This is a genomic window from Rhodococcus qingshengii JCM 15477, from assembly GCF_023221595.1.
GTDB classification, from domain to species: Bacteria; Actinomycetota; Actinomycetes; order Mycobacteriales; family Mycobacteriaceae; genus Rhodococcus_F; species Rhodococcus_F qingshengii.
Window position 1 is genome coordinate 5,041,324 of the sequence record NZ_CP096563.1, and the last position, 25,984, is coordinate 5,067,307.

The following is a 25,984-nucleotide window of genomic DNA, read 5'->3' on the forward strand; positions in this document are numbered from 1 at the left end:
TAGACCCCAACCCCCTTGGAGGGTTGCGCTCATCACATCATTTTAGTTAATCTGTTTACTATCTGGTGGAGGTGAGCCAGGCAGAACAGCACAGAAGGAGCCCCGTCATGGCGTTCTATCGACAACTCGGCAACATCCCACCGAAGCGTCACACCCAACACCGTGACGAGTCCGGCAACCTCTACTTCGAAGAACTGATGGGAGAGGAAGGTTTCTCCTCGGATTCTTCGTTGCTGTACCACCGCGAGATCCCGTCGGCCATCGTCGACGCAACGGTCTGGGAACTGCGCGATCAGAGCACAACCCCCAACCATCCCCTCAAACCGCGCCATCTGAAACTCCACACGCTGTTTCCCGAAAGCACCTGGAACGAGACCGACGTGGTAACCGGCCGTCGTCTCATCCTCGGAAATGCCGACGTGCGATTGTCCTACGTCGTTGCGGCAGCGCCATCTCCCCTGTATCGCAACGCAATCGGCGACGAGATGGTCTACATCGAATCTGGCGAGGCGACCGTCGAGACCGTCTTCGGTGCACTCGAGGCCAGTGAAGGTGACTACGTCCTGATCCCGATGTCCACAACGCATCGATGGATCCCCAAGGGTGACAAGCCACTTCGTGCCTACGCCATCGAGGCGAACAGTCACATCGTCCCGCCCAAGCGCTATCTTTCCCGCTTCGGCCAGCTGCTCGAGAACGCACCGTTCTGTGAACGAGACCTGCACGGACCGATCGCGCCCATGATCGCCGAAGGAACCGACGTCGAGGTACTGGTCAAGCACCGAACGTCGGCGGGCATCGTCGGCACCCGAATGGTTTATCCCACGCACCCTTTCGATGTCGTCGGCTGGGACGGCTGCCTGTACCCGTACACCTTCAACATCTCCGACTACGAGCCGATCACGGGCCGTGTTCACCAACCGCCGCCGGCGCACCAGGCGTTCGAGGGGAACAACTTCGTGATCTGCAACTTCGTTCCGCGCAAGGTCGACTACCACCCCCTGTCGATCCCGGTGCCGTACTACCACTCGAACGTCGACTCGGACGAGATCATGTTCTACTGCGGCGGTGACTACGAGGCACGCAAGGGTTCCGGCATCGGACAGGGTTCGATATCGATTCATCCCGGCGGCCACGCCCACGGCCCACAACCCGGCGCCTACGAGCGGAGCATCGGCGCCGAGTTCTTCGACGAGCTGGCCGTGATGGTCGATACGTTCCGGCCCCTCGAATTGGGTGAGGGAGCCCTTGCCTGCGAGGACGAAGCGTACGCCTGGAGTTGGGCAGGGCGGGGGCCTAGGCAATGACGATCATCTCCCCACTCCTGCGCGGCCTGTGCGACGACGCAGCACTTTTCCCACCCGGCAATGCTTCTCTCGCCGAAGCAATTCCGGCCCACGCCGCCTACCTGCAGGCGGACTACGACGCACTGGTCGGGCCTTTCGTTTTTCCCGCGCCTCGACTGAGCGAACTGGCTGCGTACGTTTCAGCGGACAGCCCGGTGACGCTGAGTCTGACCGTGCCGGCCGGCCCATCCGATACGGCGGCCGCACTCTCGAACGCGCTCGCCATCCCTGGTGTTCACGTCGCCGCCGTCGAGGTGGGAATTCCTGACGGGTTGGACGCCGATGCGGCCTTCGAGGAACTCTCTCGTGTCCATGCCGCTCATCCCGACGTCGACATTTTTGTCGAGGTGCCTCGAGGTGATCGGCGCGCGGGCTATCTCACAGCTCTCGAAACTGCCGGGCATTCCGCAAAGTTTCGCACCGGCGGGATTGTCGCCGAGGCGTACCCGAACGAGGAAGAGCTCGCCGATGCGGTGATATCCGTTGTCCGAGCGAATATCCCGTTCAAGGCGACTGCGGGACTGCACCACGGTGTGCGCAACACCGATCCGGAAACAGGCTTCGAGCAACACGGCTTCCTCAACATCATGGTGGCCGTCGACGCGGCGAGGCGGGGCGCCGATCGTTCGGAAATTGTTGCTGCACTGTCTCAGCGCGATGGAAAATCGATCGCGCAAGCCCTGGCCGACCTCACCGAGGACGAGGCCGGCGAGGTGCGTCGCCGATTCCTCTCGTTCGGTACCTGCAGCATCTCGGACCCTCTGACCGAGCTGGAAGGCCTCGGGTTGATCGTCCGCTCCGACAAAACCGAAGGAACTCTCGTATGACTGTCACGACCATCGACATTCCCGCCGACTCACTGTTCGGTCTCGACAATCTGCCGTACGGGGTCTTCTCCCCCGCGGGAGGGTTACCGCGTGTCGGTGTGCGCGTCGCCGAATCGGTGGTCGATCTCGCAGCGACACTAGGTGATTCCGTCTTCTCCGAACCGACTCTGAACGCGTTCATGGCTCAGGGACGAGATCAGTGGGTATCGGTGCGAAACCGGATCACGGAGCTCGTGACTAGCGAAATAGACTCGAATGCAGTGTTTTCCGTTGATTCGGTGACAATGCATTTGCCGATCGCAGTGGCCGATTACGTCGACTTCTACGCCTCGGAGAATCACGCAACCAACCTCGGGCGGTTGTTCCGCCCGGACGCAGCCCCCTTGATGCCGAACTGGAAGCATCTTCCCGTCGGATACCACGGGCGCTCGAGCACCGTCGTCGTCTCCGGCACCGACATCGTTCGTCCCTGCGGACAGCGGAAGGCACCCGATCAGGAAAGCCCGGACTTCGGACCGTCCCGGCGCCTCGACATCGAAGCCGAGATGGGATTCATCGTCGGAACTCCCTCGAAGATGGGCGATTCCATCACCCCGGACGAATTTGCCGAGCACGTCTTCGGCGCCGTCGTCGTGAACGACTGGTCTGCCCGAGACATCCAGGCGTGGGAGTACGTGCCCCTCGGTCCGAACCTGGGGAAGAGTTTCGCGACCTCCATCTCACCGTGGGTCGTACCCTTGCTCGCTCTCGAAGCAGCCCGAATCGACACTCCGGTGCAGGATCCCGAACCGCTTTCCTATCTGCGTGGTGAAGAGAAGTGGGGGCTGGACATCGACCTGGCCGTCGAGTGGAACGGTCACGTCGTCTCCCGGCCGCCCTACGCCCAGATGTACTGGTCGCCTGCGCAGATGCTCGCGCACACCACCATCAACGGCGCAGCAGCGAGCACCGGCGATCTCTTCGCGTCCGGAACCATTTCCGGACCGGACAAAGATCAGCGCGGCGCCTTCATCGAGTTGACGTGGGGCGGCAAGGAACCCGTAGCTGTGGGCTCCGAGACCCGTACCTTTCTCGAAGACGGCGACACCATCGCCATCTCAGCCACCGCTCCCGGCGTCGGCGGATCACGAATCGGCTTCGGGGATGTTCACGCTCGGATCCTGCCTGCAACGCAAACCGAAAGATAGTGATTGACAACTGTTTGATTCACGCTGATCTGATGTCCGGAATTCCTTGCCTCACGATTCTCCGAAGATAAGCTGGACTAACCATCCAGAGCGATCGAGAGTCCTGGCTCCGTGACGTCGCAGCAACCCCCTCTGCTGAGGTGCGGGTGCTTTCTGCCAGGTCCGATGGAGGACTCGTGCCAGGCGATCGACCCCGTACCTCAGTGGGGACAGCAGCTGTCATCGTGATCGTGGGTGGTGGACCCCGCGGGACCGGCGTACTCGAGCGGATCCTCGCTCACGAATCGGTGAACGCCGATCCCACACCGATCGAACTTCACGTTGTCGACCCGTATCCGGCAGGCGCCGGCCGTATTTGGCGAGGCAGCCAGGCGCCGCTTCTGTGGATGAATTCGACAACCGCGGACGTCACGATGTTCACCGACGAGACCACCGCCGTGATCGGCCCGGTGCTGCCGGGTCCGACCCTCGCGGAATGGGTCGCCGAGCGCTCGGCTGAGCTTGCCGAATTCCCAGAAATCGCAGCAGAAGTTCCGACGCTCACCCCGTCGTCGTTTGCATCGAGGTCACTGCAGAGCCGATACCTGAACTGGGTGTTCGAGACTGCAGTCGACTCCGCGCCAGCGCACGTCGACGTTCGAGTTCATCGACGATCCGTGGTCGACATCGTGAACGTCGGCGAGACACAGACAGTTCATCTGGACGACGGAGCTGTCATCGACGCGACGACCGTCCTTCTCGCACAGGGGCACCCCGATGCGTTGCCTGCCCCACGCGAAACCGCGCTGACCAGCTTCGCGTCCGATCACGGGTTGACGTATGTGGGTCCGGGCTACACTGCCGATCTCGACGCCGATGTCATTCCCGAAGGCGAACCGGTTCTGATCGCCGGACTCGGGCTGGCTTTCATCGACTGGATGGTTCTCCTCGCCGAGAGCCGTGGCGGCATCTTCGAACGCGGTGAAGACGGCGTCCTCACTTACGCTCCCTCGGGTCGGGAACCCCTGTTGTATGCCGGATCTCGTCGCGGGGTGCCGTATCATTCCAAGATTTCGTACTCGATCGCTGACGCGCGGCCACCGCTACCGCGGTTCTTCACCGCTGATCTCGTTCCCGGCGACGGACCGTTGGATTTCCGAAACGACATCTGGCCCTTGGCGTCGAAAGAACTGGCAGGCGCCCACTATTACGAGCTGTTCGCATCTCATCCGGATCGGACAGTGGGCACCTGGGAGGAGTTCGACGCCGAATTCGCCTCGCTGGCTTGGGGATCGCCTCGATTGCAGGAACTGGTCGAGAACGCAGTCCCGAAGCCGGAAGACCGTATCGATCTCGAGCGGCTGAACCGCCCACTCGGCGGTGAGCGCTACGACGGGCTTGCCGAGGTCCAGTCCCGGATCACCGAATACATCTCGGCAGATGTCGCGCGGAGGTCGGACCCGTATTTCAGCGCCGACGCGGCTGTCTTCTCAGCGCTGCTGTCGACGTACATGACCGTCGGAGAATTGTTGCGGCGCGGCAGAATCCCGGCCGAATCCGTCGCCAAGGACGTCGAGGGTTGGCTTCATTCGTTCTTCAGTTTCATCGCCAGTGGTCCGCCGCCCGAGCGTTTGGAACAGTTGGTCGCCCTCAACGAGGCGGGCATCGTCCAGTTCCTCGGGCCGGATTCGGTGTTCTCCACCGAGATCGACCCGGCAACGGGGGCTGGGATCTTTGTCGCGCGCAGTGCGTCGCACACCGACATCGTGGCCGCGAACACCCTCGTCGAAGCACGCTTGCCGGTTGCGTCCATCAGCGCGAGCGGTGACTTGCTCCTGCGGACGCTTCACGGTCGGGGCGAGGCAGTCGAACTTCGTGCGACCGTGGACAGTTCGGCGAAGCTCGCCGTCGACGGTACTTCACGAATTCTCGACCGGAACAACACTGCTCATCCTCGCCGCTTCGCGGCCGGGCCGTGGGTTGCAGGCCACAACTGGTCGGCGGCTTTCCCTCGTCCCCGTACCAATGCAGGGTTCTTCCGGCACAACGACGCCCTGGCGGCGGAGATTTTGGGCGCTGCGCGCCTGTGAGCGGTTAGGGAGTCCAGAGACTCCCTAACCGCTCACGGGGGCTGTGCCCCTCCTAGCTGAACACCAACTCACCCTCGTCAACCGCGACGGTGATACTGCCGCCCTCTTCGAGGAGATCGTCGAGCAGCATGTCGGCGATCTTGTCGTCGACCACACGCTGAATCGAACGACGCAACGGGCGAGCCCCGAACTCGGGTTGATGCCCGTGCTCGGCAATCCAGTCCACTGCGTCGGCAGTGAACTCGATCTCGATGCCCTTGGACTGCAGCCGCTTCCGGCTGTCGTCGAGCAGCAGATCAGTAATCCGGTGCAGTTGCTCGGTGTCGAGCTTGCGGAAGATCACGATCTCGTCGATACGGTTGAGGAACTCCGGCCGCATCGATTCGCGCAACCTGGCCATCACGCGGTCGCGCAGTGGCTTCTCCGCCGACTCTGCGTCACCCGTGGTGAAGCCGAGTCCACCGGACTTGCTCGAGATGATGTCCGAGCCGAGGTTGCTGGTCATGATCACGACGGTGTTCTTGAAGTCCACCGTCCGACCCTGACCGTCGGTCAGACGCCCGTCGTCGAGCACCTGGAGCAAGGTGTTGAACACGTCCGGGTGTGCCTTCTCGATCTCGTCGAGCAGGATCACCGAGTACGGGTTACGACGCACCTGTTCCGTGAGCTGTCCGGCCTCGCCGTAGCCGACGTATCCGGGAGGAGCACCGACCAATCGGCTGACCGTGTGCCTCTCACCGAACTCACTCATGTCGAAGCGCAGCATCTTGTTCTCGTCTCCGAAGAGTGTGGCAGCCAGAGCTTTTGCGAGCTCCGTCTTGCCGACGCCAGTGGGTCCGAGGAACAGGAAGCTACCGACGGGACGATCCGGATCGCTCATACCGGTCCGGCTACGACGCACGGCACGCGCGATTGCGCGAACGGCGTCATCTTGCCCGATGACACGACCGTGCAGTTCCTCTTCCAGACGGCGCAGGCGATCTTTCTCTGCCTGAGTCATCTGGCTTGCCGGAATACCCGTTGCGCGAGCGACAACTTCGGCGATTTGTTCAGCGGTCACGTCCGGCGTTTCCTCGGAAGGAACCGAGGATCCTGCCTTCTCGAGACGCTTTGCGACGCCGTTGATCTCGTCACGCAGGGTCGACGCCTTCTCGTACAACTCGTCGGCGACGGCTTTTTCCTTGTCGCTCTCGAGCTGCTCGAGACGCTGCTGCAGCGCAGCGGTGTCTACCGTGGCCGTCTTCAAGCGAAGCCTGGCGCCGGACTGGTCGATCAGGTCGATTGCCTTGTCCGGCAAGAACCTGTCGCCGATGTAACGTGCCGACAGCTCTACCGCAGCGGTGATCGCCTCGTCGGTGTAATGGACCTTGTGGTGATCCTCGTACCGACTGCGCAGTCCGCTCAAGATCGCGATTGCGTCCTCGATCGACGGCTCTCCGACCTGTACGGGCTGGAAGCGCCGCTCGAGCGCGGGATCCTTCTCGATGTTCTTGCGGTATTCGTCGAGCGTGGTGGCGCCGACGATGTGCAGTTCACCGCGAGCGAGCTTGGGCTTGAGGATGTCTCCGGCGTCCATCGCACCGTCTGCGCCGCCTCCGGCACCGGCGATGGTGTGCATCTCGTCGATGAAGACGATCAGCTCGTCCTTGTGTGCGGTGATCTCGTCGATCACCTTGGTCAGCCGTTCCTCGAAGTCACCGCGGTAACGGGTACCCGAGACCATGCTCGAGAGTTCGAGCTGGACGATCTTCTTGCCCACCAACGATTCCGGGACATCCCCGTCGACGATGCGCTGGGCGAGACCTTCGACGATGGCAGTCTTGCCGACGCCGGCCTCACCCACCAGGACCGGGTTGTTCTTGGTGCGGCGGGAGAGGATCTCGATGGTCTGTTCGATCTCGTCGGCGCGGCCGATCACCGGATCGACGCCGCCGTTGCGGGCGCGATCGGTGAGATCGATGCCGTACTTGTCGAGCGTCGGTGTGGTGGACTCGTCTTCGACTGGACCGGCTGCGGGATTCTGAACCGCTGCCTGCAGCTTCTCCGGCGTGATGCCGGCCGAAGCGAGCAGACGACCCGGAACATGATCGGGGTCACCGGCCAGGGCGATGAAGAGATGTTCGGGGTCGATGTACGTCGATCCCAGGGCTCGGGCCAGTTGATGAGCCTCGAGTAGAGCGGTTTTCACGGCACTGCTGAGCGCAGGAGCAGAGTAGGCCCCCTGCTCACGGCCTTGTGGCAGCCGCAGGTCGACGGCGTCGACCACGGATTTCGGGTCGGCTCCGGCGCGCTGCATGAGCGTGCGGACCGGATCCTGCTCCGCCATGACGCGGAGAACGTGCAGTGCATCGAGATCCGAATCACCGCGAGCAGCCGCTACACGTGCAGCGTCAGCCATGAGTTGCTGGGTGGCCCTGCTCATGAGCCGGGAAATATCGATGCGACCGGGACCCTCGGGCCCGAAGAATGCTGGCATTCCGAAGCCTCCTTGCAGAAAGTTGAGCGTTACTGACTCAATTAACGTGCATGGGGCTCGATCAATTCCCGCGGCCTCAGATTTGTTTCAACACCATCCAGTCGCCGATCGTTCTCAACTACCGAAAGATCCGGTAGACCGACCGACCGGGTACGCCTCGACGCGCATGATCACCGATCCCGCGCAGGGACCACTCTTGATGTCGGTACGCCACGAACCTTTCAGACTGCCATCGGGCTGAGGTGTGTAATACGCCTCGGAGTGCGCCGGTGCCCACACCTTGGGCACGCCCTCCCCCTGGTAGCAATCCCACTCCCAGTCATAGGGGTGCACCCAACTGGTTCCGTCCCAGGTGTATCGAGCAGGCTGCGGCAACGTCGGATTGGCGGGAGCCGGACCGCCGACCACTGTGGCGATACAGACTCCGCTCGAGCAATCCGTCTCGAACGTGTATGTATCGGAGAAATCCGGCTCCCACTGGCTGGCGGCCAGACTTGTGCCCGTCTTGGTCGCGGCGAAACGCTTGAGCGAGTAATCACCGGACCAATTCGCATCCGCAGCCCCCGCGGGCATCGCTCCGGCGACAAACCACGTAGCAACGAGAGCAACCACCAACAATGACTTCCGCATGCGTGAAGTGAATCACAAGCCATGTCCGAATTGTCGGATACTGACCACAAGAACACCGACGACGATCAGCACCAGCGAAACCAACGGCAATGCTCCCGCACCCCAGTCCGCCAAGATCAGCCCGCCTACGACGCCGCCCGCTGCGATCGCCGAATTGAAGATCGTCACGAAAACCGATTGCGCAGTGTCCACAGCGTCGCCCGTCGTATCCGCGAGCGCCGTCTGAAGGAGAGTGGGAGCGCCTCCGAATGCCACGCCCCATACCGCAACGCTGAGTGCGATCACTGCGAAGCTGTCACCGCCGACGCCCAACGCCGTCAAAGCTGCGGCAAAGACCACCAAGCTCAGCACGGTGAGACTTCGAAGGGCCCGGTCGACAAACACCCCGACCACACCGATGCCCACGAAGGCGAAAAGTCCGAACACGAACAAGACGATTCCCAACTGATCGCCGAAACCGATGCGATCCAGAAACGCCGCCAGATACGTGTACACGATGTTGTGCGCGAGGATCCACAAGAACGCGACAAACAGAATCGGTCGTACGCCAGGCAGGACCAAGACTTTCCGCACCGGCAGCTGCCGATCCGCTTGTTGCCCGGGAAAGTCCGGCATCACCGTGAGTATCCACGCGACCAGAAGTAGCGCAGCAACCGACATCACGGCGAAGACGACGCGCCAATCGGCCAGGGTCCCGAGCCACGCCCCCATCGGAACGCCGATTGCCAACGCGATCGGCTGTCCGACGGAGGCAACCGCAACGGCCCGCCCCTGCAGGTGAGGGGGCGACATCCTGCGTGCGTACCCGGCAAGCAACCCCCACACCACACCTGCCGCCATACCGGCCAGAAACCGAACACCCAAGGTGAGAACAAGATTCGACGAAAGCGCTGTCACCAGATTGAAGACACCGAACCCCAGAATCGCCGACACCAGGACAGCACGCCGTCGCAATCCTCGGGTCAATGCGATCAGTGGTACCGCCCCGACGACGGAACCCAATGCGTATGCGGTGACCAATTGCCCTGCGCCGGAGACTGATACGGACAACCCTGACCCGATCTGCACCAGTAGTCCGGCCGGCATGGTTTCGGTTGTGATCGCTATGAAGCCTGCCATTGCGAGTGCCGACAACCCGGCCAGCGGTAGTGTCCGGACGGAATCGGTCTCCGCCAGTGCCGAAGTCGCCGTCCCGTCCGAGTTCGAGCTCACCTCGTCGGTGTTTCGGGACTGCCTTCACCCGACTGGCCGGAACGGACCAGTTCTGCAATAGACGCCCAGTCCATCTCGCCCTGACCGTTCGCCAGAGCCTGAGCGAGCACGCCTCGAAGTACGCCACCGAACGGCAAATCCAGATCGACGCTGTCGGCGGCGTCGAGCGCAAGCCTCAAATCCTTGAGGCCCAGAGCTGTGGTGAATCCTGCAGGCTCGTACTGACGCGTCGCGACGAGGTTTCCGTAGCTGGAGTAGACCGGCCCCGGGAAGATCGTCGAGGTCAGCAGTTCTACGAGTTGGCTTCCGTCCACACCTGACCTCTCCCCCAATGTGATTGCCTCGCCCAAGGATTGAATCGCGGCGAGGATGAGGTAATTGCCGATGATCTTGACGATGTTGGCCTGCTCCGGACGCTCACCTTGTGGCCACGTGCGAGCACCGATGACGTCGAGGAAGGGTTGCACTCGCTCGAGGAGGGAACTGTCGCCGGCGGCGATGATGTTCAACTGGCCAGCCTGAGCAACAGAAACGCGTCCGAACACCGGCGCCGCGATGTACCCGATGCCGTACTCGGCGTGCAGTGCGGCGGCGCGCTTGGCAAGGTCGACGCTGACGGTGGCCATGTTGACGTGCACGGTTCCACTCGGAACGGATGCGAGGACGGCGGGATCCAGAATGGCCGAAGACACGGCCGAATCATCTGCCAACATCGACAGCACAACACCGGACTGGAATGCCTCGGCAACGGTTTTCGCGCCGATCGCCCCTTCCTCGACCAGTTCGGCTACCGCTTCAGGGCTGCGATTCCACACCGTCACGTCGAAGCCTGCGCCCAGTAGATTTCGAGCGATGGGACGACCCATCGCGCCCAAGCCGACCACGGAAACAGAAGTCATGGATTTCCCTCTCGAAAGTGCTGAACCATCTAAGACGGTTCAAGACTCTCACACGGGTACAGTTGCTGTCGAACCGGTTGAGATGGTTCGCCACGAAGGAGGACGAAAGTGAACGAAGCAGGAGCTGATCAATCCGCTCGGGACGTGTTTCGACTCGACAACGACACGCTCGCCTTCCGCTTCACCGCCACCCTCACCAATCGGAACGGCTCGAGGTTCGAACGACTCACGAGCCCGCAGCGACTCGAATTATGGTTACGCGCCAACGATCTGATGGACGCCCCCGCAACCGCGACAGAAGACGACCTCCGCGGCGCGCAGGATTTACGTGAGGCCATTCATCGCATCGGAACCGCCGTATGCGAGAACCGCCGTGCCTCACGCACCGATGTCGGGATCGTCAACACCGCATCCGAGCTCGGTGATGCCCACCTCGTCCTCGAGAGTGGCCGGGCCCTCTGGAAATCAGCCGGAGACAATCCGATCCGTGACGCTTTGTCGATAGTGGCTGCCGACGCGATCGCGGTGCTCGGCGGAGCCGACCGGGACCGCGTCAAAGCCTGCCAGGGCGACGGGTGCACCGGCCTCTACGTCGACACCAGTCGCGGCAACAACCGACGCTGGTGCTCGATGAACATCTGCGGAAACAAAGCCAAGAAATCCGCGATGACCGCTCGCGCCGACTAGCTCATCTCACCTTCACCGCGACTCCATTTCGCCGCCACTCGGTTCCACAGCTTCTCGATCGGCGTCGACAGCAGGAGAAGAAACAGCGGGAAGTACGACGTCACCGGAACGAGCACACTGACGAGCAGCGCCACCACCATGATCAGGAAAGTGACGATTTCAGCGGTGAAATGCGGCTTCGCATTCTCTTCGCTCAACGACGGGTTGCGGACCAGACCCCACGCGACCACCGCCAGGCACGCAGCACTGGCTGCCATTGTCCCGATGTAGAGAGCCCTGGTCCCGAGATCCTGCGACGGCGCTGCAACGAGCGCTGTCGGGAAGGGCAGGAACACGATGGTCATCACCCACAACCCCAGTCCGCGAACGACCACCTTGTCCGCGTCGACCACAAAACGAAGCAGCCGATGCTGCGACCACCAGAGCCGGAAGATCACCAGAAAGCTCAGGGCGAACGAGTAGAACTGCGCAGCGTGATCGCGCAGCAGTTCTGACGTGGTGCCGTGGTGGTCACTGGTGAGTTCGACCAGCGGCAGTACGAGCAGCGTGATCGCAATGGCGACAATCGCGTCGATGAAAGTGACGTAGCGCTCGAAGTAGCGGGTGCGTTCCGCAATCTCAGCCATTGCGGAAGCATAAGCCTCACAACAGGAAACAGACCGGCGACGCCACTTTCCGGAAGCAGGTATCCGGAAACATACAATTAACGAATCAAATTCGTTAGATCTCTTGACCGTGGCGGAGCTCATCCCCATACTTAACGAATCACATTCATTAAGTGACTCGCATCACGACACCAGGGGTCGGTTCAGCCACCCCCTTCAGGACATGGGGTTGCCCTAGTGCCGATCAACGCTTCGACGAATACGCAGTCCGACCGGGTTCCACTCACCGCCAACCGCGGTATTGCCGTCTTCAGTATCGGCGTCATGGGGTTCATCACCGCGAACCTCATCCCCCTGATGATCGTGGCAATGGTCGAGGACCTCGGTGTCACCGAATCCGCTGCCGGTGCCGTTCTGACCGCATCGCTGCTGGTCTGCGCCGTCACCTGCCTCGCCACCACCCGAATCGCCTCGGGCCGGCATCGCCATCTCCTCGGCCGCGTCAGCCTGATCGCGATGGCAGCCGCATTCGGCGTTGCGGCCATCGCACCGTCCACGACGATCGCATGCGCCGCGATCATCGTCGGCGGTATCGGCGCTGGTGGATCCGCATCCGTTGGTGGAGCGGCACTGGCCGCGCTCACGAACCCGGACCGGGCGTCAAGCATCAGCGGCCTCGTGAACCGTGTCGTCGTCACAGTCGTCCTCGCTCTCATACCCATCCTCGGCACACACATGACCAACGCATTCGGCGTCGTCGCAGTCCTGGCACTGGCTACCGCAGCAACGGTCACCTGGTTGCCGTCGTCCCCGGTGAAAGAGTCGCCGGAGACGGCGAAGTCCGCCAATACGACCACAGCTCTCCCCGCCGGAGTAAGCGCGAAACGACTCACTTTTGCCGGAACCGCATTTCTCGCGATGCTTGCAGTCTGGGCGATCAGCGAGGACTCGTTGTGGGCAGTACTCGGCATCATGGGTTCCGAGCACGCCGGGCTCTCGGATCAACAAATGAGTCTCGCACTGAGCGCATCAACGGCGGGTGGTGTGCTCGCGGCTGTTACCTTGACCGCGTTGGGTTCTCGGGTCAGTCGGACAGTATCGATCTCCGTGCTACTGATACTCGGGGCAATTCTGAAGCTGTCTGCCGGCCTCACCACCGATCCCACGATCTACCTGGTGCTGGTCATCGCTTGGAACACGGTCTACGCGGCCACGTTCATCGTCCTGGTTGCCATCTCGGCCGCGCTCGACGCGGCCGGCCGATGGTCGGCGCCATTACTGGGCACCTACCTCATCGGCTCCGCGTTCGCGCCGCTGTTCGGAACTTCGGTGACGGCCGGCCTCGGGTATCCGACCTTCGGAGTCATCATCTCGGGGATCAGCTTCGTTCTACTGGTCCCGTTCGCCTTGGTTTCCCGACTCTCTGCACATACCGAAGGTGCGTATCGTCACCACAGCGCCGCCATCACTACTACCGTCATCGCGTAAGGATCACGTAGAAGTCATGAATGACAGCATCACTCACTACCGCAACGGAAAGATCTTCACGGCTGCCGACGACGGATGGGCCGAGTCCATAGTCGTCGAGGACCACAAGCTCAGATTCGTGGGCGAAACCGTCTATGCCGATATCCTGGCACCCGACGCCGAGGTGATCGATCTCCAAGGCGCCGTCGTGCTACCCGGTTTCGTCGACGCACATACACATTTGGTCATGATGGGATTCGCGCTGCAGAAGTTGGATCTGCGTGATGCCACCAATCTCGCCGACATTCAGTCCAGCATCAAGCAATTCGCGGAATCGAACCCGGACGCACCACGACTGCTGGGTCGCAGTTGGTTGTTCTCCGCGCTGGATGGAGGGCACCCGACGCGAGAGATGATCGACGCCGTCGTACCCGATCGTCCGGTGTACCTCGACGCCAACGACGTACATTCGGTCTGGGTGAACACTGCAGCACTGCGAGAACTCGGCATCGACGCGGACACTCCCGATCCGATCGGCGGTCGTATCGGCCGGGATCCGGACACCGGAGAAGCCACCGGAATGCTGTACGAGACCGCCATGATGCTCTACGTCTGGCCGAAACTGGCGGAGCTCGCATCCGACGAAGACCGGGACGCCGCCCTCGCTCTCGCCTTCCGCCACTATCTCGAGGACGGCGTGACCGGTGCGGTCGACATGGCACTCGGCGCGGACGAATTAGCCTCGCTGGAAAGAGCATTGGACGCAGGAGACGGAACACTGCCGCTGCGTGTCGCGGCTCACTGGCTGATGACCCGCGAGGACAACGAGGCCGACAACGTCGGACAAGTTCACGACGTGATCGAACTCCACGAGCGCGTCCAAGGTCCGTGGCTCCGTATCGCCGGAATCAAGGTCATCATCGACGGTGTGATCGACAGCTGCACTGCCGCAATGAAAGAGCCGTACTCGGACGGCACCAACGCCGAGCCCATCTGGGATCTCGAGTCCTTGATCCCCGTCGTGACAGCCGCTGACGCCGCAGGCCTGCAGATCGCGATGCATGCGATCGGCGACGAGGCGTCGGAGATCGGATTGACGGCACTCGAGTACGCGATCGCCGCCAACGGAGACATTCCCCGCAGGCACCGAATGGAACACTTGGAGTCCATCACCCGGGACAACGTCGAAAGGCTTGCCCGCCTGGGAATCATCGCCTCGATGCAACCGGTTCACGCTGACCCTGCAATCCAGGAGAACTGGCAGGCGATGCTCGGCGACTACCGGGTCAATCGCGCGTACCCCTGGCCCGAATTCACCGAGGCCGGAGCGGTTCTGGCGTTGGGTTCGGACGCTCCGACCGCTCCCCACCCGCCGCTGCCGAACATGTTCATCGCCACCACCCGTCGATCCGCAATCGATCCGTCACTGGCACCCAACCTGCCGAAGTACGCACTCCCCCTCGCGGACGCGCTGGCTCACGCAACTCGCGACGCTGCCTACTCGTGCCGGTGGGAAGATGTGACCGGCCAGCTGGTTCGGGGTAAAGCAGCCGATTTTGTCGTACTGAAACAAGATCCGTTCACCGAAGGGGTCGATTCTCTCCTGACCACAGAGATTGCGATGACCGTCGTTGCTGGATCCGTGCGATACGACGCGGCCGGGGCCAAGAGCACCGAAGCACGGAACACCGAGTCCGATAGCTGATCGTTACCGGTTGTTCGATAACGCACGCATGCGGCCCGGCGACAGAACGAAGGAGGGACTTGAACACGTGAACCCATACACTCTGGAGGACGCATGCGCAGGAAAGCTCCGATTTCGGCCGCCGTCGCAGCCGCTGCACTGGTGACGGCCACTGCCCTGACGGTCGCCGGTTGTGGGTCGACCGAAGGAACACCTGAAGCGGCGGCGAGTTCCACGGCAGCCAGTTCAACGGCGTCGGCGACATCGACGGCAAACGAAACCGAGACGACGGTAGCGAGCTCTCCCCCGCCACAATCGAACACCCGCACAAATGCATCCACGACGGCGACTACGACAGCAATCCCCGCTTCGGGTCCCTGTCTCGACGTCGGCTCCTCGCTCGTCACCGACGCCATCGGCACGCTGGGCACCGACATCAACGGGGGCAATTGGATACCGAGATCCGCGAGCGAAGAACAGATCGGGAATTGTCCTGACCTGCTCTGGGTTTCGGTGGACGGCGACGGCGTCGGCGATGCGACTTACCAGTCACACGTCCTGTTCTTCCACGACGGAACATACCTGGGCACGGCTACCAGTGAGCCGTACTCATACACACACGTCATCGACAGCAACAAGGATTCGGTATCCGTCCAATACCGTTGGCTGCTGGACGACGATGCATTCTGCTGTCCCCAAGGCGGACCGAACATAGTGAACTTCACGTGGAACGGCAGCGCCGTGGTTGCCGACGGCCAGTTCCCGCCCTCCTGAACCTGCCTGGGTCCGAGTAGGCCCTGAATGCAACTGTGCCCCAGCGACGACGGTCGCTGGGGCACAGTCTTGTTCGATCTACTCGCCGGCGCTCCTACTCACCGACACCGAGTTCGCGCAGGCGAGTCTTGTACAGCTCGATGTTGCCGAGCTTGATGTCTTCGTAACCGCGAACCACGTCCGGCAGTGCCGCGATCTCGACGGCGCGATCGTATCCGTCGGTTGCGAGCGTACGAGAGAGGTCAGCGATCATGGCCTCGTACTCGGCGAGCAGTTCACGCTCGACCTTGCGGACGTGCATGTAGCCGAAGGGGTCGAGCTTGGTACCGCGAAGCTTCTTACCCTTGGCCAGAACCTTCAGTGCAACATGCGACTTGGGTCCGAGACCGATCTTCTTCTTGCGGCCCATCACTCGAAGGATCGGCGGGTGGAGCTTGTAGGTCAGGTTCTCCCCGGCCGGCACCTGAGACTTGACGTCCTCGATGAATGCGGGGTCGACCAGCATACGAGCAACTTCGTACTCGTCCTTGTACGCGGTGAACTTGAACAGGCCGCGGGCAACAGCCTCGCTGAAATCGGTCCGCTCGGTTGCGGCACGTTCGGCGGTCCAGACTGCCTGAACCTGATCGATGTAACGCTGGGCGATCTTGACGGACTGGAACTCGATGAGCTGCGCTGCACGCAGTTCCACCAGTCGCAGGGTTTCACCGGTGAAGGTGGTTCCGGCGAACATGTGAGCCGGTGCGACAACGGGTTCGCGGACGGACTTGGCCGGCGTGGTGACAGCCGAGAACGCTGCGGTGTCGGCAATTGCTGCACGACCCCAACGGAATGCCGCGATGTTCGCGTCCACGGCAACGCCGTTGATGCCGATCGCTTCTTCGATGGCCTCGGCCGGCAGACGAAGTCCACCGCTCTGGTAGGCAGCACCGATCAGCAGGAAGTTGGCCGCTGCGGTGTTACCGAACAACTCCTGTGCCGCGGCGAGTGCGTCGAACGAACGCAGGGTGCGCGACACCTTGTCGAGACGGGCGAGGAGTGACGTCTCCTCGGGGTAGCGAACAGCCTTGTCGTAGACCATGTCTCCGGTCGGCGTCTGCGACGTCGAGGCGATGGAGACCGTCTTCTCGGCGTTGCCGTAGTCGAGGTTCTTGTTGTCCGTCGCGGTCAGCAGGTCGAAGGCGACGATGCAATCCGCGCTGCCCGGAGTGAGGCGGTTGGACGGCTCGAGCGCGCTGGAGCTGAAACGCAGGTGCGAGACAACCGGTCCGGCCTTCTGGCTCAGTCCGATCTGGTCAAGGCTCTCCACCTCGAGGCCGGCGCGCAGTGCAGCCGTTGCGAGCACCTGGTTGACGGTCACGATGCCGGTGCCGCCGATGCCCGCGAGGAAAACGTTCTGCGTGCTGGTGAGCGGTCCGAAATCGGGGTCTGCGACGACGGGCGGGACGGGACGTGCGGCCTTGGGAGCCTTCTTGCCCGGTACCAATTCGACGGTCACGAACGACGGGCAATCGCCGTCCATGCAGGTGTAATCGGTGTTGCAGGACGTCTGGTCGATCTTCGTCTTGCGGCCGTACTCGGTGTCCACGGGCTGGACCGAGAGGCAGTTCGACTTCACACCGCAGTCACCGCAGCCTTCGCACACTGCCTCGTTGATGACGACGCGAGTGTTGCGAGTGGGCAGCGTGCCACGCTTGCGCTGGCGACGAGCGTCGGCCGCACAGTGCTGGTCGTAGATCAACACTGTGACGCCCTTGATCTCGCGAAGCTCCTTCTGGGCCTCGTCGAGGCGATCGCGGTGCCAGAGCTTGGTGCCCTTGGCCAGAGCGCGCTTGTTGTGACGCGAAGGCTCGTCGGCGCAGATGATGATCTGCTTGACGCCCTCGGTGGTCAGCTTGTGGCTGAGCTGAGCAACGGAGAGGGCACCTTCCGCGTCCTGTGCACCGGTCATCGCCACTACTTCGTTGTAGAGCAACTTGTAGGTGATGTTCACGCCTGCGGCGATGCATGCCTGGACAGCCAACTGACCGGAGTGGAAGAAGGTGCCGTCGCCGATGTTCTGGAACAGGTGAGGCACGTCGGTGAACGGTGCCTGCCCGATCCACTGGCTGCCCTCGCCGCCCATTTGCGTCAGGCCGGTGACAGCGCTGTCCTCACGGCCGGACATGGTGACGAGTGTGTGGCAACCGATTCCGCCGCCGCCGATGGAACCCTCGGGAATAGCGGTGGAACGGTTGTGGGGGCACCCGCTGCAGAAGTACGCGGTTCGCTTGGCGGAGAGCACGTTGAGCGACAGCGGGGCCGGGAGGGTGCGCTTGAGTTCGACGTGCGGCTTCAGTACGCGGCGCAACGGGGCGAGCAGCCGGCCTGCGGTCAGTTCACCACTGGCAGGCATGAGCAGACGGCCCTGGCCGTCACGCTTGCCGATGATGCGAGGGGCATCGTCGGTGCCGTACAGGACTTCCCGGATCTGAGCTTCGATGAACGCGGTCTTGTCCTCGACCACGACGATCTGCTCGAGGCCTTCGGCGAACTCCTTGATCTTCTCGCCCACGACGGGGTAGCACATTCCGATGCGAAGGAGACGGATCCCGGCGCGGTGCAGCGCGGCATCATCGACGCCGAGGTCTGCCAGAGCTTGTCGGACGGAGTCGAAAGTTGTACCGGTGGCGGCGATACCGATCTTCGCACCGGAGGGGTTGACCTCGATCACATCGAGGTTGTTGGCAGTTCCGTATGCGTGCACAAGATCCCATCGCGGGCCGTACAGATCGGCCTCGGCGATGACACTGTCCGGCGGCGCGGCCATCTGACGCTGCTTGTAGACGAAGGGCTTGCCCTCGAACTGCACTTCCGGAACCACGATGTCGAAGTCCGCGATGCTGCCGTCGATCGTCCAGGCACCGTCTGCGACGTCGGCGACGATCTTCAGCGCTACGACGCAACCGGATACACGCGAGAGTGCAACGGCGTGCATACCCATCGTGATGATCTCTTCGGCATTGCGTGGGAAGAGAACCGGCACGCCCATCGCGGCAAGCGAGCGCTCGCTGACGGCCGGAACCGTGGAGGACTTCGACGCGGGGTCGTCGCCCACCAGGAGGACGACGCCGCCCTTGGGGTTCACGCCGTACATGTTGGCGTGGCGAATGGTGTCGGTAGCGCGGTCGACGCCGGGGCCCTTGCCGTACCAGACGCCGGTCACGCCGTCGTGGGTCGCGGTTCCGGCGGGGAGATCCGTCTGGCTTCCCCATACCGCCGTGGCGGCGAGCTCCTCGTTGAAGCCAGGGATGAAGGTGATGTCGTGCTCGGCGAGAACCTTGGGCATGCCGTGAAGCATCTTGTCGACGCCGCCGAGGGGGCTGCCCTGGTAACCGGAGACGAAGGTGGCAATACGCTTACCTGCCCGAATGTCGCGAACGTGCTGCTCGACGAAGCCGCGTGCAATTGCCTGAACACCGGTCAGCAACACCGGTCCCGATCCCGACCGGTACCGATCATCGAGGTCATAGGGCTTGGCCTGGGCTACGCCCGACACCAGTTCAGTCATCGTGGACCACCGTTCCGTCTGCAGTGCATTTCAACTACCGTGCATTTTCAACAACCGCGTAACTCGATCTGTTCAGATGATCGTGGTCGAGGTATGTGAAAGCGTCAACAGAGGCTTGTTCAACTATTCAAATTGACAATTTGTGAGCCAAATCACGTGACCTAGATCATCGAATCAATCAGTTGGAGACCCGTTCGTGGCGATACGGCGAAACGGACATAAAACGTTCCCGACAATGCACACCGAGAACTTTCTTGACATTGACGCAACGTCAACTTGCATGCTGAATGAGCACAACCGATCCGAGAGTAGGAACTCCACGTGAGCGAATGGTCCATCCAAGAACTCGCCAAATCCGCAGGTACCACCAGCAGAACGCTGCGTCACTACGGCGATTTGGGACTCCTGGAACCGAGTCGCATCGGCGCCAACGGCTACCGCTTCTACGACGAAGACGCCCTGGTGCGACTGCAACGCATCCTTCTACTTCGGGAACTCGGACTCGGATTGCCGGCCATCGCCGAAGTCCTCACCGGCGAACGCGATACGGCTGCCGCACTGCGTACGCACCTCGAACTCCTCGAGCAAGAGCGCACGCGGATCTCGAGACAGATCGAATCGGTCAACAGGACCTTGAACAAGACGAAGAATGGTGAATCACTCATGCCGGAAGATGTTTTCGACGGGTTCGACCACACCCGATACAAGGACGAGGTCATCGAGCGTTGGGGCAAGGACGCCTACACCAGCGGCGACAACTGGTGGCGGTCGATGTCGGAGCAGGACCGTAAAGCTCATCTGCAAGCTCAAGCCGACATCGCAGCGGCATTCGGAAAAGCACTGACAGCGGGGCTGTCCGCGGAAAGCGACGACGTCCAGACGATTACCCGAAGACAGTTCGAGTGGATAAAGATCGGTTGGCAGGGAAGGACTCCCAGCGCCGACGCCTTCACCGGGCTCGGCCAGATGTACGTCGACGATCCCCGCTTCACTGCAAACTACGACAAGTACGGAGAAGGCACCGCTTCGCTGGTCCGTGACGCGATGAAGGTCTACGCCGAGCGCAATCTGCACTGACGCCGATCAGTCCTGCCCACTGCCGAGGAGGTTGTGTCGGTGCGCTGCCGCGACAGCCTCTTCCCGGGAATGCGCACCGAGTTTGCGATACAAGGCTCGGAGGTGACTCTTCAGCGTGTTGTTGGATACGAACAACCGCCGCGCGATCTCACCGATCGGAATGCCGAGACCCAGTTCCACGAGAACGTCTATCTCCCGTTTCGTCAATTGGACCCGAACGATGGCCGCCGGATACATCTGCGCCGCTTCGGATTCGAGAAAGGTCGCGACGGCACTGCTCGAGCCCTCGGCCCGATCTTCGAGTTGCCTGATCAGATCACGCGGTATCGTCGCCAGGGCCGACAGGACACCGGAGGTTTCGAGCAGTCCGCGAGCTTCCTCCCATGTACTCGCGGCAGCGGGGATCCTGCCCAGTTCACACAGAGCAGCGCATTCGATCAGCAGGGATTCGAGCCGAAACCTCGTGAGATACTGCCCGCTCCAGTCGATTTCGCGGCACAATTCCAATGCCTGGGACGGCGACCCGGTCAGGAGATGCGCCCGCGCCACGGAGACCGTGACAACTGCAAACGTATGTGGCGCAGCGACTGATTCTTCCAGCGCCTTGGTACCCTCCCCGGACGCCAACAGAAGATCGATACGTGCCGCGGTGAGAAGCGCGTCACCGAGCGATCGTTCACACGGATTCACGTGCCCGTGCGTTGCCACTGCGCGCTGGAGGGAAATCAGCCCCCAGAACGGGTCCGATTGCAGCAGTGCAAATCTGGTGTAAGTGTAGGCCGCGAACGCCCACAGGTCGCCCGGCGGTGTGACCTCGGCGAGTGCGTCCATCGCGGCAGCTCCGGCGTGCAGGTCCACGCTGTCGCACGCCACCAGTGCCCGCGCGATCGCTCCCCCCATGTGCGAGGGCGGTCCCAACCATCCCGAAACGTCCGGGTGTGTGCTTTCCAGGTGCAGCCAGTCCGTCGCGTGCGCGACGTCCCCGATCAGCGCGGAGTTGAGCGCGGCATTGCCTGCGGCGTGACGCAGGACGAACTCCGGACCATGTTGCACCGCACCTTGATAGGCGAGTCGCAATTCCACCGCGGCATCACCGAGGTCACCGGTCAATTGATGCGAGACCCCCCAGATCAGCCGCAGGGCGGGCAGTTGAGACCCCAACGCGCCCAACGACTCGTCGCCGAGTCCGTACACGACGTGCGCCAATTTGCGCGTGATCTCGGTAGAGCGTTGGTACTTACCGGATGTTCTCAGCACCACCGATTGGACAGTTCCGACGTTCAACAAGCTGTGCGCATGCGGACTACCACCTATCGCACGCAATTCCGCCGGTTCCGTCGGTAATGAATCGCCGTTGATCAACTGCGGCCGCAGACGTGATTCGAGCAGGTCACGACCCACCAGAATCGAAGGGTTCGAACTGAGTACGTCATCGGGTATGGATTGCAACGCAGTCCGGACCAATCCGGTGTGATCGACCAGAAGATCAGCCCAGTGGCGCTCGAGTATGTCGAGCACCCTGGTCCACTTGCGTCCGTCCAAGGCGTAGTGAACGGCACCGGCTATATCCGAAGTCCCGAGAGCGTGATCGACGAGTACCTGGAAGGGATCTTCGAATCCATCCCCTTGTTCGGCCCGTATCTGTATGAATGCCAGTCGAACTGACGGCGCGAAGTACCAGGACGGTTCTCCCTCGAAACCATTCCGGAAGATCAGACCGAAAGACTCGAGCAAGTCCAGTTTGCCCTCCACGTCAAGATCGTCGGACAAGACACGAGCGATCTCTGGTGTCACCGTGCGGGCAGCGGCGATCGTAGTCGCGAAGTCGAACAACTCGAGCGACTTGCCCGACCGAGGAGCGGTCCGACTGACGTACGCGTGGATCGCCTGGTCCACTCGCTGCTGAACGCGTTCGCGTCCACGGCTCGGTTCACTCAGCCCCGCAACCGCACTCAGAGCAACCTTCATCAGCACGGGAACGCCGGCAACGCGTTCACAGATCGAATGGACGATGCCCGAGGGAAGGTGGATCCCTGCCTCCGCGAACAGAACGGTGGACTCGTCGAGTGTGTATCTGAGGTCGTTCGCGCACAGGTACTCGTCCACGCGGACGTCTTCGAGCAAGTCCGTCGCAGACCGATCCTGCAGCGTGACGACTACTTTCAATCCGGGAAGCCGCACGATCAGATCCACGATTCGGCGTCCCACCTCGTCACCCTCAACCAGGTCGATGCGGTTGAACACCAACACGAATGGTGCGGGCGACGAGTCGAGGAGTGATTCGATCGCGCCCACTGGATCCTCGCGCATTCGTGGCGGGGCCTCGAGTGATTCCAGCGAATCCTGAATTACTGCGAGCGCGGTGTTCCAGTACTCGAGGGGGGTCATCCGATGCGATGGCGCCGGCACCCAGACAACCGGTCTGCTCGGCACCTGCCCGAGAGTCGTGAGCCACAACGCGGCGAGTTCCGTCTTGCCGAACCCAAGCGGCGAATCGATGACAGTCAATCCCGCCGAGCGTTCCATCAATCCGAGGAGGCGGGGACGAATCGCCGTGGCTCCACGCCCGGCAAGCCGCCTTTGCAGCGTGCCCCTTCCTCGAGGATTTCGCTTTGCTCGAGATAGCTGCGATCGATTCGAAGTGGACCTCATGATGGCCGACGAACGAGCAGTCGATCCCCGCCGAACTCGAGATTTCGTTCGAGCATCGAACTCCCAACCTGTCCACCCATAACGAACAACATAGACAGCTTCGCCGCGACACGCGAGCACTGGCCGTCTCACAAATACGCCCGATTTGTCTCATTATGTGGGCTCGGTCACTATTGACGTCTATTTGCGGGAGAGTGACTGCGACCTGCGGGATCTGACATATCATGCCCGCGTGTCGATGAAATCCGCCCGCATCCGCGTGTCGACCCGATCGGTCGATCCTGCGGACGCCGACGACTTCTGGCGCAGTGTCACACGTCCGTTCTTCGTCACCGACCGAATTGACCCTGACACATCTCTCGAAGGCTCGATCACAGCGCTTTCCATCGGAACCTCGTTGATCGGTCAAACTACCTTCAACACACAGAAGTACACCCGAAACAATCGGCTGATCGCCGAGAGCGGACTCGACGATGAATACATGGTCCAGGTCGTCCTCGACGGGCAGTTGAGCGGCAACGCCGACGGAGTCGATTTCGTCGCACGTCCAGGCGATGTCACATTCTTCGACCTCGGGCGTACCTGGACCGCCGACGCGGAGGCGGAATCGACAGGGCGCACCATCACGCTCCTCGCACCGCGTTCCCTCGTCGAGGCCGAGTCGAAGGGTCGTTCTCTACACGGGACGGTACTGCGCGGAGTTCCTGCCGTCGTGCTCGCTCAGTGCATGCAATCGGTCGTACTCGCGCTACCGCATCTCGATCCCGATGCTGCGGCCGGCTACGAGGACGTCGTCGCTTCCCTCCTTCGTGTCAGCTTGGGTATCGCCGAACCTGATCTGTCGCCGCGGCCCGATCACTCTCTCCGCGATCGTGCGTACGCCTACATCGCCGAGCATCTCTCGGAGACCTGGCTCGGCCCGACGAGCATGTGCGCAGCATTGTCCGTCTCCCGGGCACAGCTCTATCGCGCATTCGCATCCGACGGCGGAATAGCTCTTGTCATTCGGCGGAAGCGTCTCGAACTCGTCTACCGCGAATTGACCAGAACCGAGATGCCGAACGAAACGATCGAAGCGTTGGCCCTGCGATGCGGCTTCACCTCGAAATCCCAGTTGGCGCGAGCGTTCAAGGACTTCTACGGGATGACCCCGAGCCAAGCCCGAACCGACGGCAGACGCACGATCGGGGACCCGTCGATCGCACGCCTGCACCGCCGACTCGAGTTCTTCAGCCCTGAATCCGAGATACTCCACAGCCTCGCGAGCGTGCCTGTGTTCTAGTTGATCCATGAGCTGGGTCGACAAGGAACTGAGTCTGGCTGCGCTCACAGGTGCGGTCACAGGTGTCGCCGTGATGATCCCGATAGTCGGAGATGGAGCCTGGTCCTGGATAGGACTGTTCATGTCGGCTGTCGTCGCTACTGGTGACCCGGTGCGAGATGCCGCAGGGTTCCCGATGTCCTTGATCGTACTGGCGGTCATCGCCGCAGTTACGTACGTGTTCTCCTACCTGCTCGCCCCCGCCCAGGCCTCCGAAACCCCGTAAGAACCTCTGCTTCATCACGATTCGTCCTCCGAACCGCGGTGGAGATCAATAATTCCATGACAGGCAGCGAGCTCAGATCACTTCAGCTGGAAATGAACCGGAGAACAAACTGCTCGATGCCTTCCGATATGACCTTGGTCAGCGCGGTGAAGTCGTTCGACCAGCGTTGAATATCCAAGCTGCTCATCACTTTCCTCCGTTCTTCGTCCCGCTGCCCGTGACTGCACAACGTATGCGGGACGTTGGGGCGCACTGGAACTATCTGCGAGAACGCGGTTTCCGTTACCAATTGACCGGTCGAACAGCACAGCTTTTCGCTACCGCATCAGACGGTCACTTCTTCGACCGGTTTCTCCTCGTGGCTCGCCGCGCCGAAGACGGCCACGGCGACGGCACCCGCGATTGCCCCGACGAAGCCGACGACGGCAAGCCATTCCAGGCCCGGTCTCGACGCGTCGCCGAGCACCACGACGCCGACGATTCCCGGAACCACCGTCTCGCCGACAACCAGAGCCGCTGTCGCTCCGTTGACGGATCCCAGTTGCAGCGCCACCGTGTGCAGATAGAAACCGCCCAGGCCCGAGACGAGGATCGCCCAGCCTGCCGGATCGCGGAGCATGGTGCCGATTTCGAACGGATCGATTCCGTAGACCACGCGTACGGCAATGGCCAGACAGCCGAACAGCACACCCGAGATCAACCCGGCGACAACTGCTGCGCGTGAGCCCAACCATCGGATCAAACCGATGCCGATCAGCAAGATCAACGCCGAGCCCACGAGGACACCCCAATGGACGACGTCGTTGGAACTCCCACCGCCCGCGTGACCTGACGACAATCCGAGCAGCAGGAGCGATCCGATCACCGCAGCGATCGCGAACCAGTCGCGACGATGCAACTGGATGCCGAGGACCACGGTCCCCAGCACTGCCGTGATGACGAGATTGGCACTGACCACTGTCTGCGACAAGAACAGTGGAATGAGCCGCGCGGAGATGGCACTACCGGCGAATCCGACCGCATCGAGCACGGTGCCCAGGATGAACGACGCCGTCAGCGCGGCCGCGAACGTCGAACGCAAGGTCGGGCCACCCGACGCCGTCACGTGTCCGGCCTCGCCACGCTGCTCGGCGGCAGCTGCCGACTTGCGCGCGCCGTAGGCTTGCAGCACGGATGCAACGCCGTACCCGACGCATGCCACGATCGCGGCAATCAGTCCGATCAGCATCGAAATTCCACACGAAGTTCCTGGGCAATGGTCATAGAGATAGACCCTGCCCTATTTCCCCAGGCCT

General features: G+C 62.0%; 19 protein-coding genes and 1 riboswitch. Of the genes, 11 read left to right on the forward strand and 8 right to left on the reverse strand.

Annotated features, from left to right (window positions below; genetic code table 11):
- Window positions 1–107: 107 nt before the first annotated feature.
- The 4 genes from M0639_RS23025 to M0639_RS23040 all read left to right on the forward strand — a co-directional run bounded on the left by M0639_RS23025 (window position 108) and on the right by M0639_RS23040 (window position 5,429).
- Window positions 108–1,307, forward strand: a complete 1,200-nt coding sequence (locus tag M0639_RS23025) for a homogentisate 1,2-dioxygenase (protein WP_064073952.1) — start codon at window positions 108–110, stop codon at window positions 1,305–1,307.
- Window positions 1,304–2,173 carry a hypothetical protein gene (locus M0639_RS23030; RefSeq protein WP_064073951.1) on the forward strand — a complete coding sequence of 290 codons (870 nt, stop codon included), beginning with the start codon at window positions 1,304–1,306 and terminating at the stop codon, window positions 2,171–2,173. The genes M0639_RS23025 and M0639_RS23030 overlap by 4 nt, the downstream gene beginning before the upstream one ends.
- The gene (gene fahA, locus M0639_RS23035) at window positions 2,170–3,360 is read left to right on the forward strand and encodes a fumarylacetoacetase (protein WP_054188907.1); all 1,191 of its coding nucleotides are present in this window, start codon (window positions 2,170–2,172) and stop codon (window positions 3,358–3,360) included. Before M0639_RS23030 ends, fahA begins: the two co-directional genes overlap by 4 nt.
- Window positions 3,361–3,438: 78 nt before the next feature.
- Window positions 3,439–3,532: riboswitch (SAM riboswitch) on the forward strand.
- Window positions 3,533–3,536: 4 nt separating this feature from the next.
- Complete coding sequence (locus M0639_RS23040; protein WP_231914985.1) at window positions 3,537–5,429, forward strand: FAD/NAD(P)-binding protein; 1,893 nt, start codon at window positions 3,537–3,539, stop codon at window positions 5,427–5,429.
- A 52-nt stretch (window positions 5,430–5,481) separates the two neighbouring features.
- Here M0639_RS23040 and M0639_RS23045 read toward each other — a convergent pair whose 3' ends face one another.
- The 4 genes from M0639_RS23045 to M0639_RS23060 all read right to left on the reverse strand — a co-directional run bounded on the left by M0639_RS23045 (window position 5,482) and on the right by M0639_RS23060 (window position 10,646).
- Window positions 5,482–7,905: an ATP-dependent Clp protease ATP-binding subunit gene (locus M0639_RS23045; RefSeq protein WP_064073949.1), complete on the reverse strand. Its 2,424-nt coding sequence runs from the start codon at window positions 7,903–7,905 to the stop codon at window positions 5,482–5,484.
- A gap of 114 nt (window positions 7,906–8,019) precedes the next feature.
- The gene (locus M0639_RS23050) at window positions 8,020–8,535 is read right to left on the reverse strand and encodes an Rv2253 family sensor-like surface protein (protein ID WP_037128543.1); all 516 of its coding nucleotides are present in this window, start codon (window positions 8,533–8,535) and stop codon (window positions 8,020–8,022) included.
- A 12-nt stretch (window positions 8,536–8,547) separates the two neighbouring features.
- Window positions 8,548–9,747 carry an MFS transporter gene (locus tag M0639_RS23055; RefSeq protein ID WP_082893140.1) on the reverse strand — a complete coding sequence of 400 codons (1,200 nt, stop codon included), beginning with the start codon at window positions 9,745–9,747 and terminating at the stop codon, window positions 8,548–8,550.
- The gene (locus M0639_RS23060) at window positions 9,744–10,646 is read right to left on the reverse strand and encodes an NAD(P)-dependent oxidoreductase (RefSeq protein WP_003939725.1); all 903 of its coding nucleotides are present in this window, start codon (window positions 10,644–10,646) and stop codon (window positions 9,744–9,746) included. The genes M0639_RS23055 and M0639_RS23060 overlap by 4 nt, the downstream gene beginning before the upstream one ends.
- A gap of 108 nt (window positions 10,647–10,754) precedes the next feature.
- Between M0639_RS23060 and M0639_RS23065 the strand changes: the two genes are divergently transcribed.
- Window positions 10,755–11,333, forward strand: a complete 579-nt coding sequence (locus tag M0639_RS23065) for a CGNR zinc finger domain-containing protein (RefSeq protein WP_054825525.1) — start codon at window positions 10,755–10,757, stop codon at window positions 11,331–11,333.
- Here M0639_RS23065 and M0639_RS23070 read toward each other — a convergent pair.
- Window positions 11,330–11,959 (reverse strand): TMEM175 family protein, encoded by a 630-nt coding sequence (locus tag M0639_RS23070; protein ID WP_030535295.1) that lies wholly within the window; start codon window positions 11,957–11,959, stop codon window positions 11,330–11,332. The two genes, M0639_RS23065 and M0639_RS23070, sit on opposite strands and share 4 nt — an antisense overlap.
- A 216-nt stretch (window positions 11,960–12,175) precedes the next feature.
- On the opposite strand from M0639_RS23070, the gene M0639_RS23075 reads away from it, so the two are divergent.
- The 3 genes from M0639_RS23075 (at window position 12,176) to M0639_RS23085 (ending at window position 15,863) form a co-directional block, all read left to right on the forward strand.
- Window positions 12,176–13,426, forward strand: a complete 1,251-nt coding sequence (locus M0639_RS23075; protein ID WP_064073948.1) for an MFS transporter — start codon at window positions 12,176–12,178, stop codon at window positions 13,424–13,426.
- 16 nt (window positions 13,427–13,442) lie between these two features.
- Complete coding sequence (locus M0639_RS23080) at window positions 13,443–15,110, forward strand: amidohydrolase (RefSeq protein ID WP_064073947.1); 1,668 nt, start codon at window positions 13,443–13,445, stop codon at window positions 15,108–15,110.
- Between the two features lie 93 nt (window positions 15,111–15,203).
- Window positions 15,204–15,863, forward strand: a complete 660-nt coding sequence (locus tag M0639_RS23085) for an LppP/LprE family lipoprotein (RefSeq protein ID WP_003940243.1) — start codon at window positions 15,204–15,206, stop codon at window positions 15,861–15,863.
- Between the two features lie 94 nt (window positions 15,864–15,957).
- Here the strand turns inward: M0639_RS23085 and M0639_RS23090 are convergent, their stop codons facing one another.
- A complete protein-coding gene (locus M0639_RS23090) occupies window positions 15,958–19,413 on the reverse strand; it encodes an indolepyruvate ferredoxin oxidoreductase family protein (protein WP_042921773.1) in 3,456 nt (1,151 codons plus the stop codon).
- Between the two features lie 321 nt (window positions 19,414–19,734).
- Between M0639_RS23090 and M0639_RS23095 the strand changes: the two genes are divergently transcribed.
- A complete protein-coding gene (locus tag M0639_RS23095; RefSeq protein ID WP_030535291.1) occupies window positions 19,735–20,490 on the forward strand; it encodes a MerR family transcriptional regulator in 756 nt (251 codons plus the stop codon).
- 6 nt (window positions 20,491–20,496) lie between these two features.
- Here M0639_RS23095 and M0639_RS23100 read toward each other — a convergent pair whose 3' ends face one another.
- Window positions 20,497–23,016, reverse strand: a complete 2,520-nt coding sequence (locus M0639_RS23100; RefSeq protein ID WP_064073506.1) for a helix-turn-helix transcriptional regulator — start codon at window positions 23,014–23,016, stop codon at window positions 20,497–20,499.
- A 364-nt stretch (window positions 23,017–23,380) separates the two neighbouring features.
- Here M0639_RS23100 and M0639_RS23105 point away from each other — a divergent pair, with 364 nt between their 5' ends.
- Both M0639_RS23105 and M0639_RS23110 read left to right on the forward strand, forming a co-directional pair.
- Complete coding sequence (locus tag M0639_RS23105) at window positions 23,381–24,424, forward strand: helix-turn-helix domain-containing protein (RefSeq protein ID WP_231915229.1); 1,044 nt, start codon at window positions 23,381–23,383, stop codon at window positions 24,422–24,424.
- A 7-nt stretch (window positions 24,425–24,431) separates the two neighbouring features.
- The gene (locus M0639_RS23110; RefSeq protein WP_064073508.1) at window positions 24,432–24,689 is read left to right on the forward strand and encodes a hypothetical protein; all 258 of its coding nucleotides are present in this window, start codon (window positions 24,432–24,434) and stop codon (window positions 24,687–24,689) included.
- A 325-nt stretch (window positions 24,690–25,014) separates the two neighbouring features.
- On the opposite strand, the gene M0639_RS23115 is transcribed toward M0639_RS23110, so the two are convergent.
- Entirely contained in the window at window positions 25,015–25,917 is a 903-nt protein-coding gene (locus M0639_RS23115) for a hypothetical protein (RefSeq protein ID WP_003940348.1), read from the reverse strand.
- Window positions 25,918–25,984 lie beyond the last annotated feature (67 nt).

Bases quoted from the DNA above. Each gene is read 5' to 3' on its own strand.
- M0639_RS23045 (WP_064073949.1), bottom strand. From the start codon at position 7,905: ATGCCAGCATTCTTCGGGCCCGAGGGTCCCGGTCGCATCGATATTTCC.
- M0639_RS23030 (WP_064073951.1), top strand. From the start codon at position 1,304: ATGACGATCATCTCCCCACTCCTGCGCGGCCTGTGCGACGACGCAGCA.
- M0639_RS23070 (WP_030535295.1), bottom strand. From the start codon at position 11,959: ATGGCTGAGATTGCGGAACGCACCCGCTACTTCGAGCGCTACGTCACT.
- M0639_RS23025 (WP_064073952.1), top strand. From the start codon at position 108: ATGGCGTTCTATCGACAACTCGGCAACATCCCACCGAAGCGTCACACC.
- M0639_RS23105 (WP_231915229.1), top strand. From the start codon at position 23,381: ATGAAATCCGCCCGCATCCGCGTGTCGACCCGATCGGTCGATCCTGCG.
- fahA (WP_054188907.1), top strand. From the start codon at position 2,170: ATGACTGTCACGACCATCGACATTCCCGCCGACTCACTGTTCGGTCTC.
- M0639_RS23080 (WP_064073947.1), top strand. From the start codon at position 13,443: ATGAATGACAGCATCACTCACTACCGCAACGGAAAGATCTTCACGGCT.
- M0639_RS23115 (WP_003940348.1), bottom strand. From the start codon at position 25,917: ATGCTGATCGGACTGATTGCCGCGATCGTGGCATGCGTCGGGTACGGC.
- M0639_RS23100 (WP_064073506.1), bottom strand. From the start codon at position 23,016: ATGGAACGCTCGGCGGGATTGACTGTCATCGATTCGCCGCTTGGGTTC.
- M0639_RS23050 (WP_037128543.1), bottom strand. From the start codon at position 8,535: ATGCGGAAGTCATTGTTGGTGGTTGCTCTCGTTGCTACGTGGTTTGTC.
- M0639_RS23110 (WP_064073508.1), top strand. From the start codon at position 24,432: ATGAGCTGGGTCGACAAGGAACTGAGTCTGGCTGCGCTCACAGGTGCG.
- M0639_RS23060 (WP_003939725.1), bottom strand. From the start codon at position 10,646: ATGACTTCTGTTTCCGTGGTCGGCTTGGGCGCGATGGGTCGTCCCATC.
- M0639_RS23085 (WP_003940243.1), top strand. From the start codon at position 15,204: ATGCGCAGGAAAGCTCCGATTTCGGCCGCCGTCGCAGCCGCTGCACTG.
- M0639_RS23090 (WP_042921773.1), bottom strand. From the start codon at position 19,413: ATGACTGAACTGGTGTCGGGCGTAGCCCAGGCCAAGCCCTATGACCTC.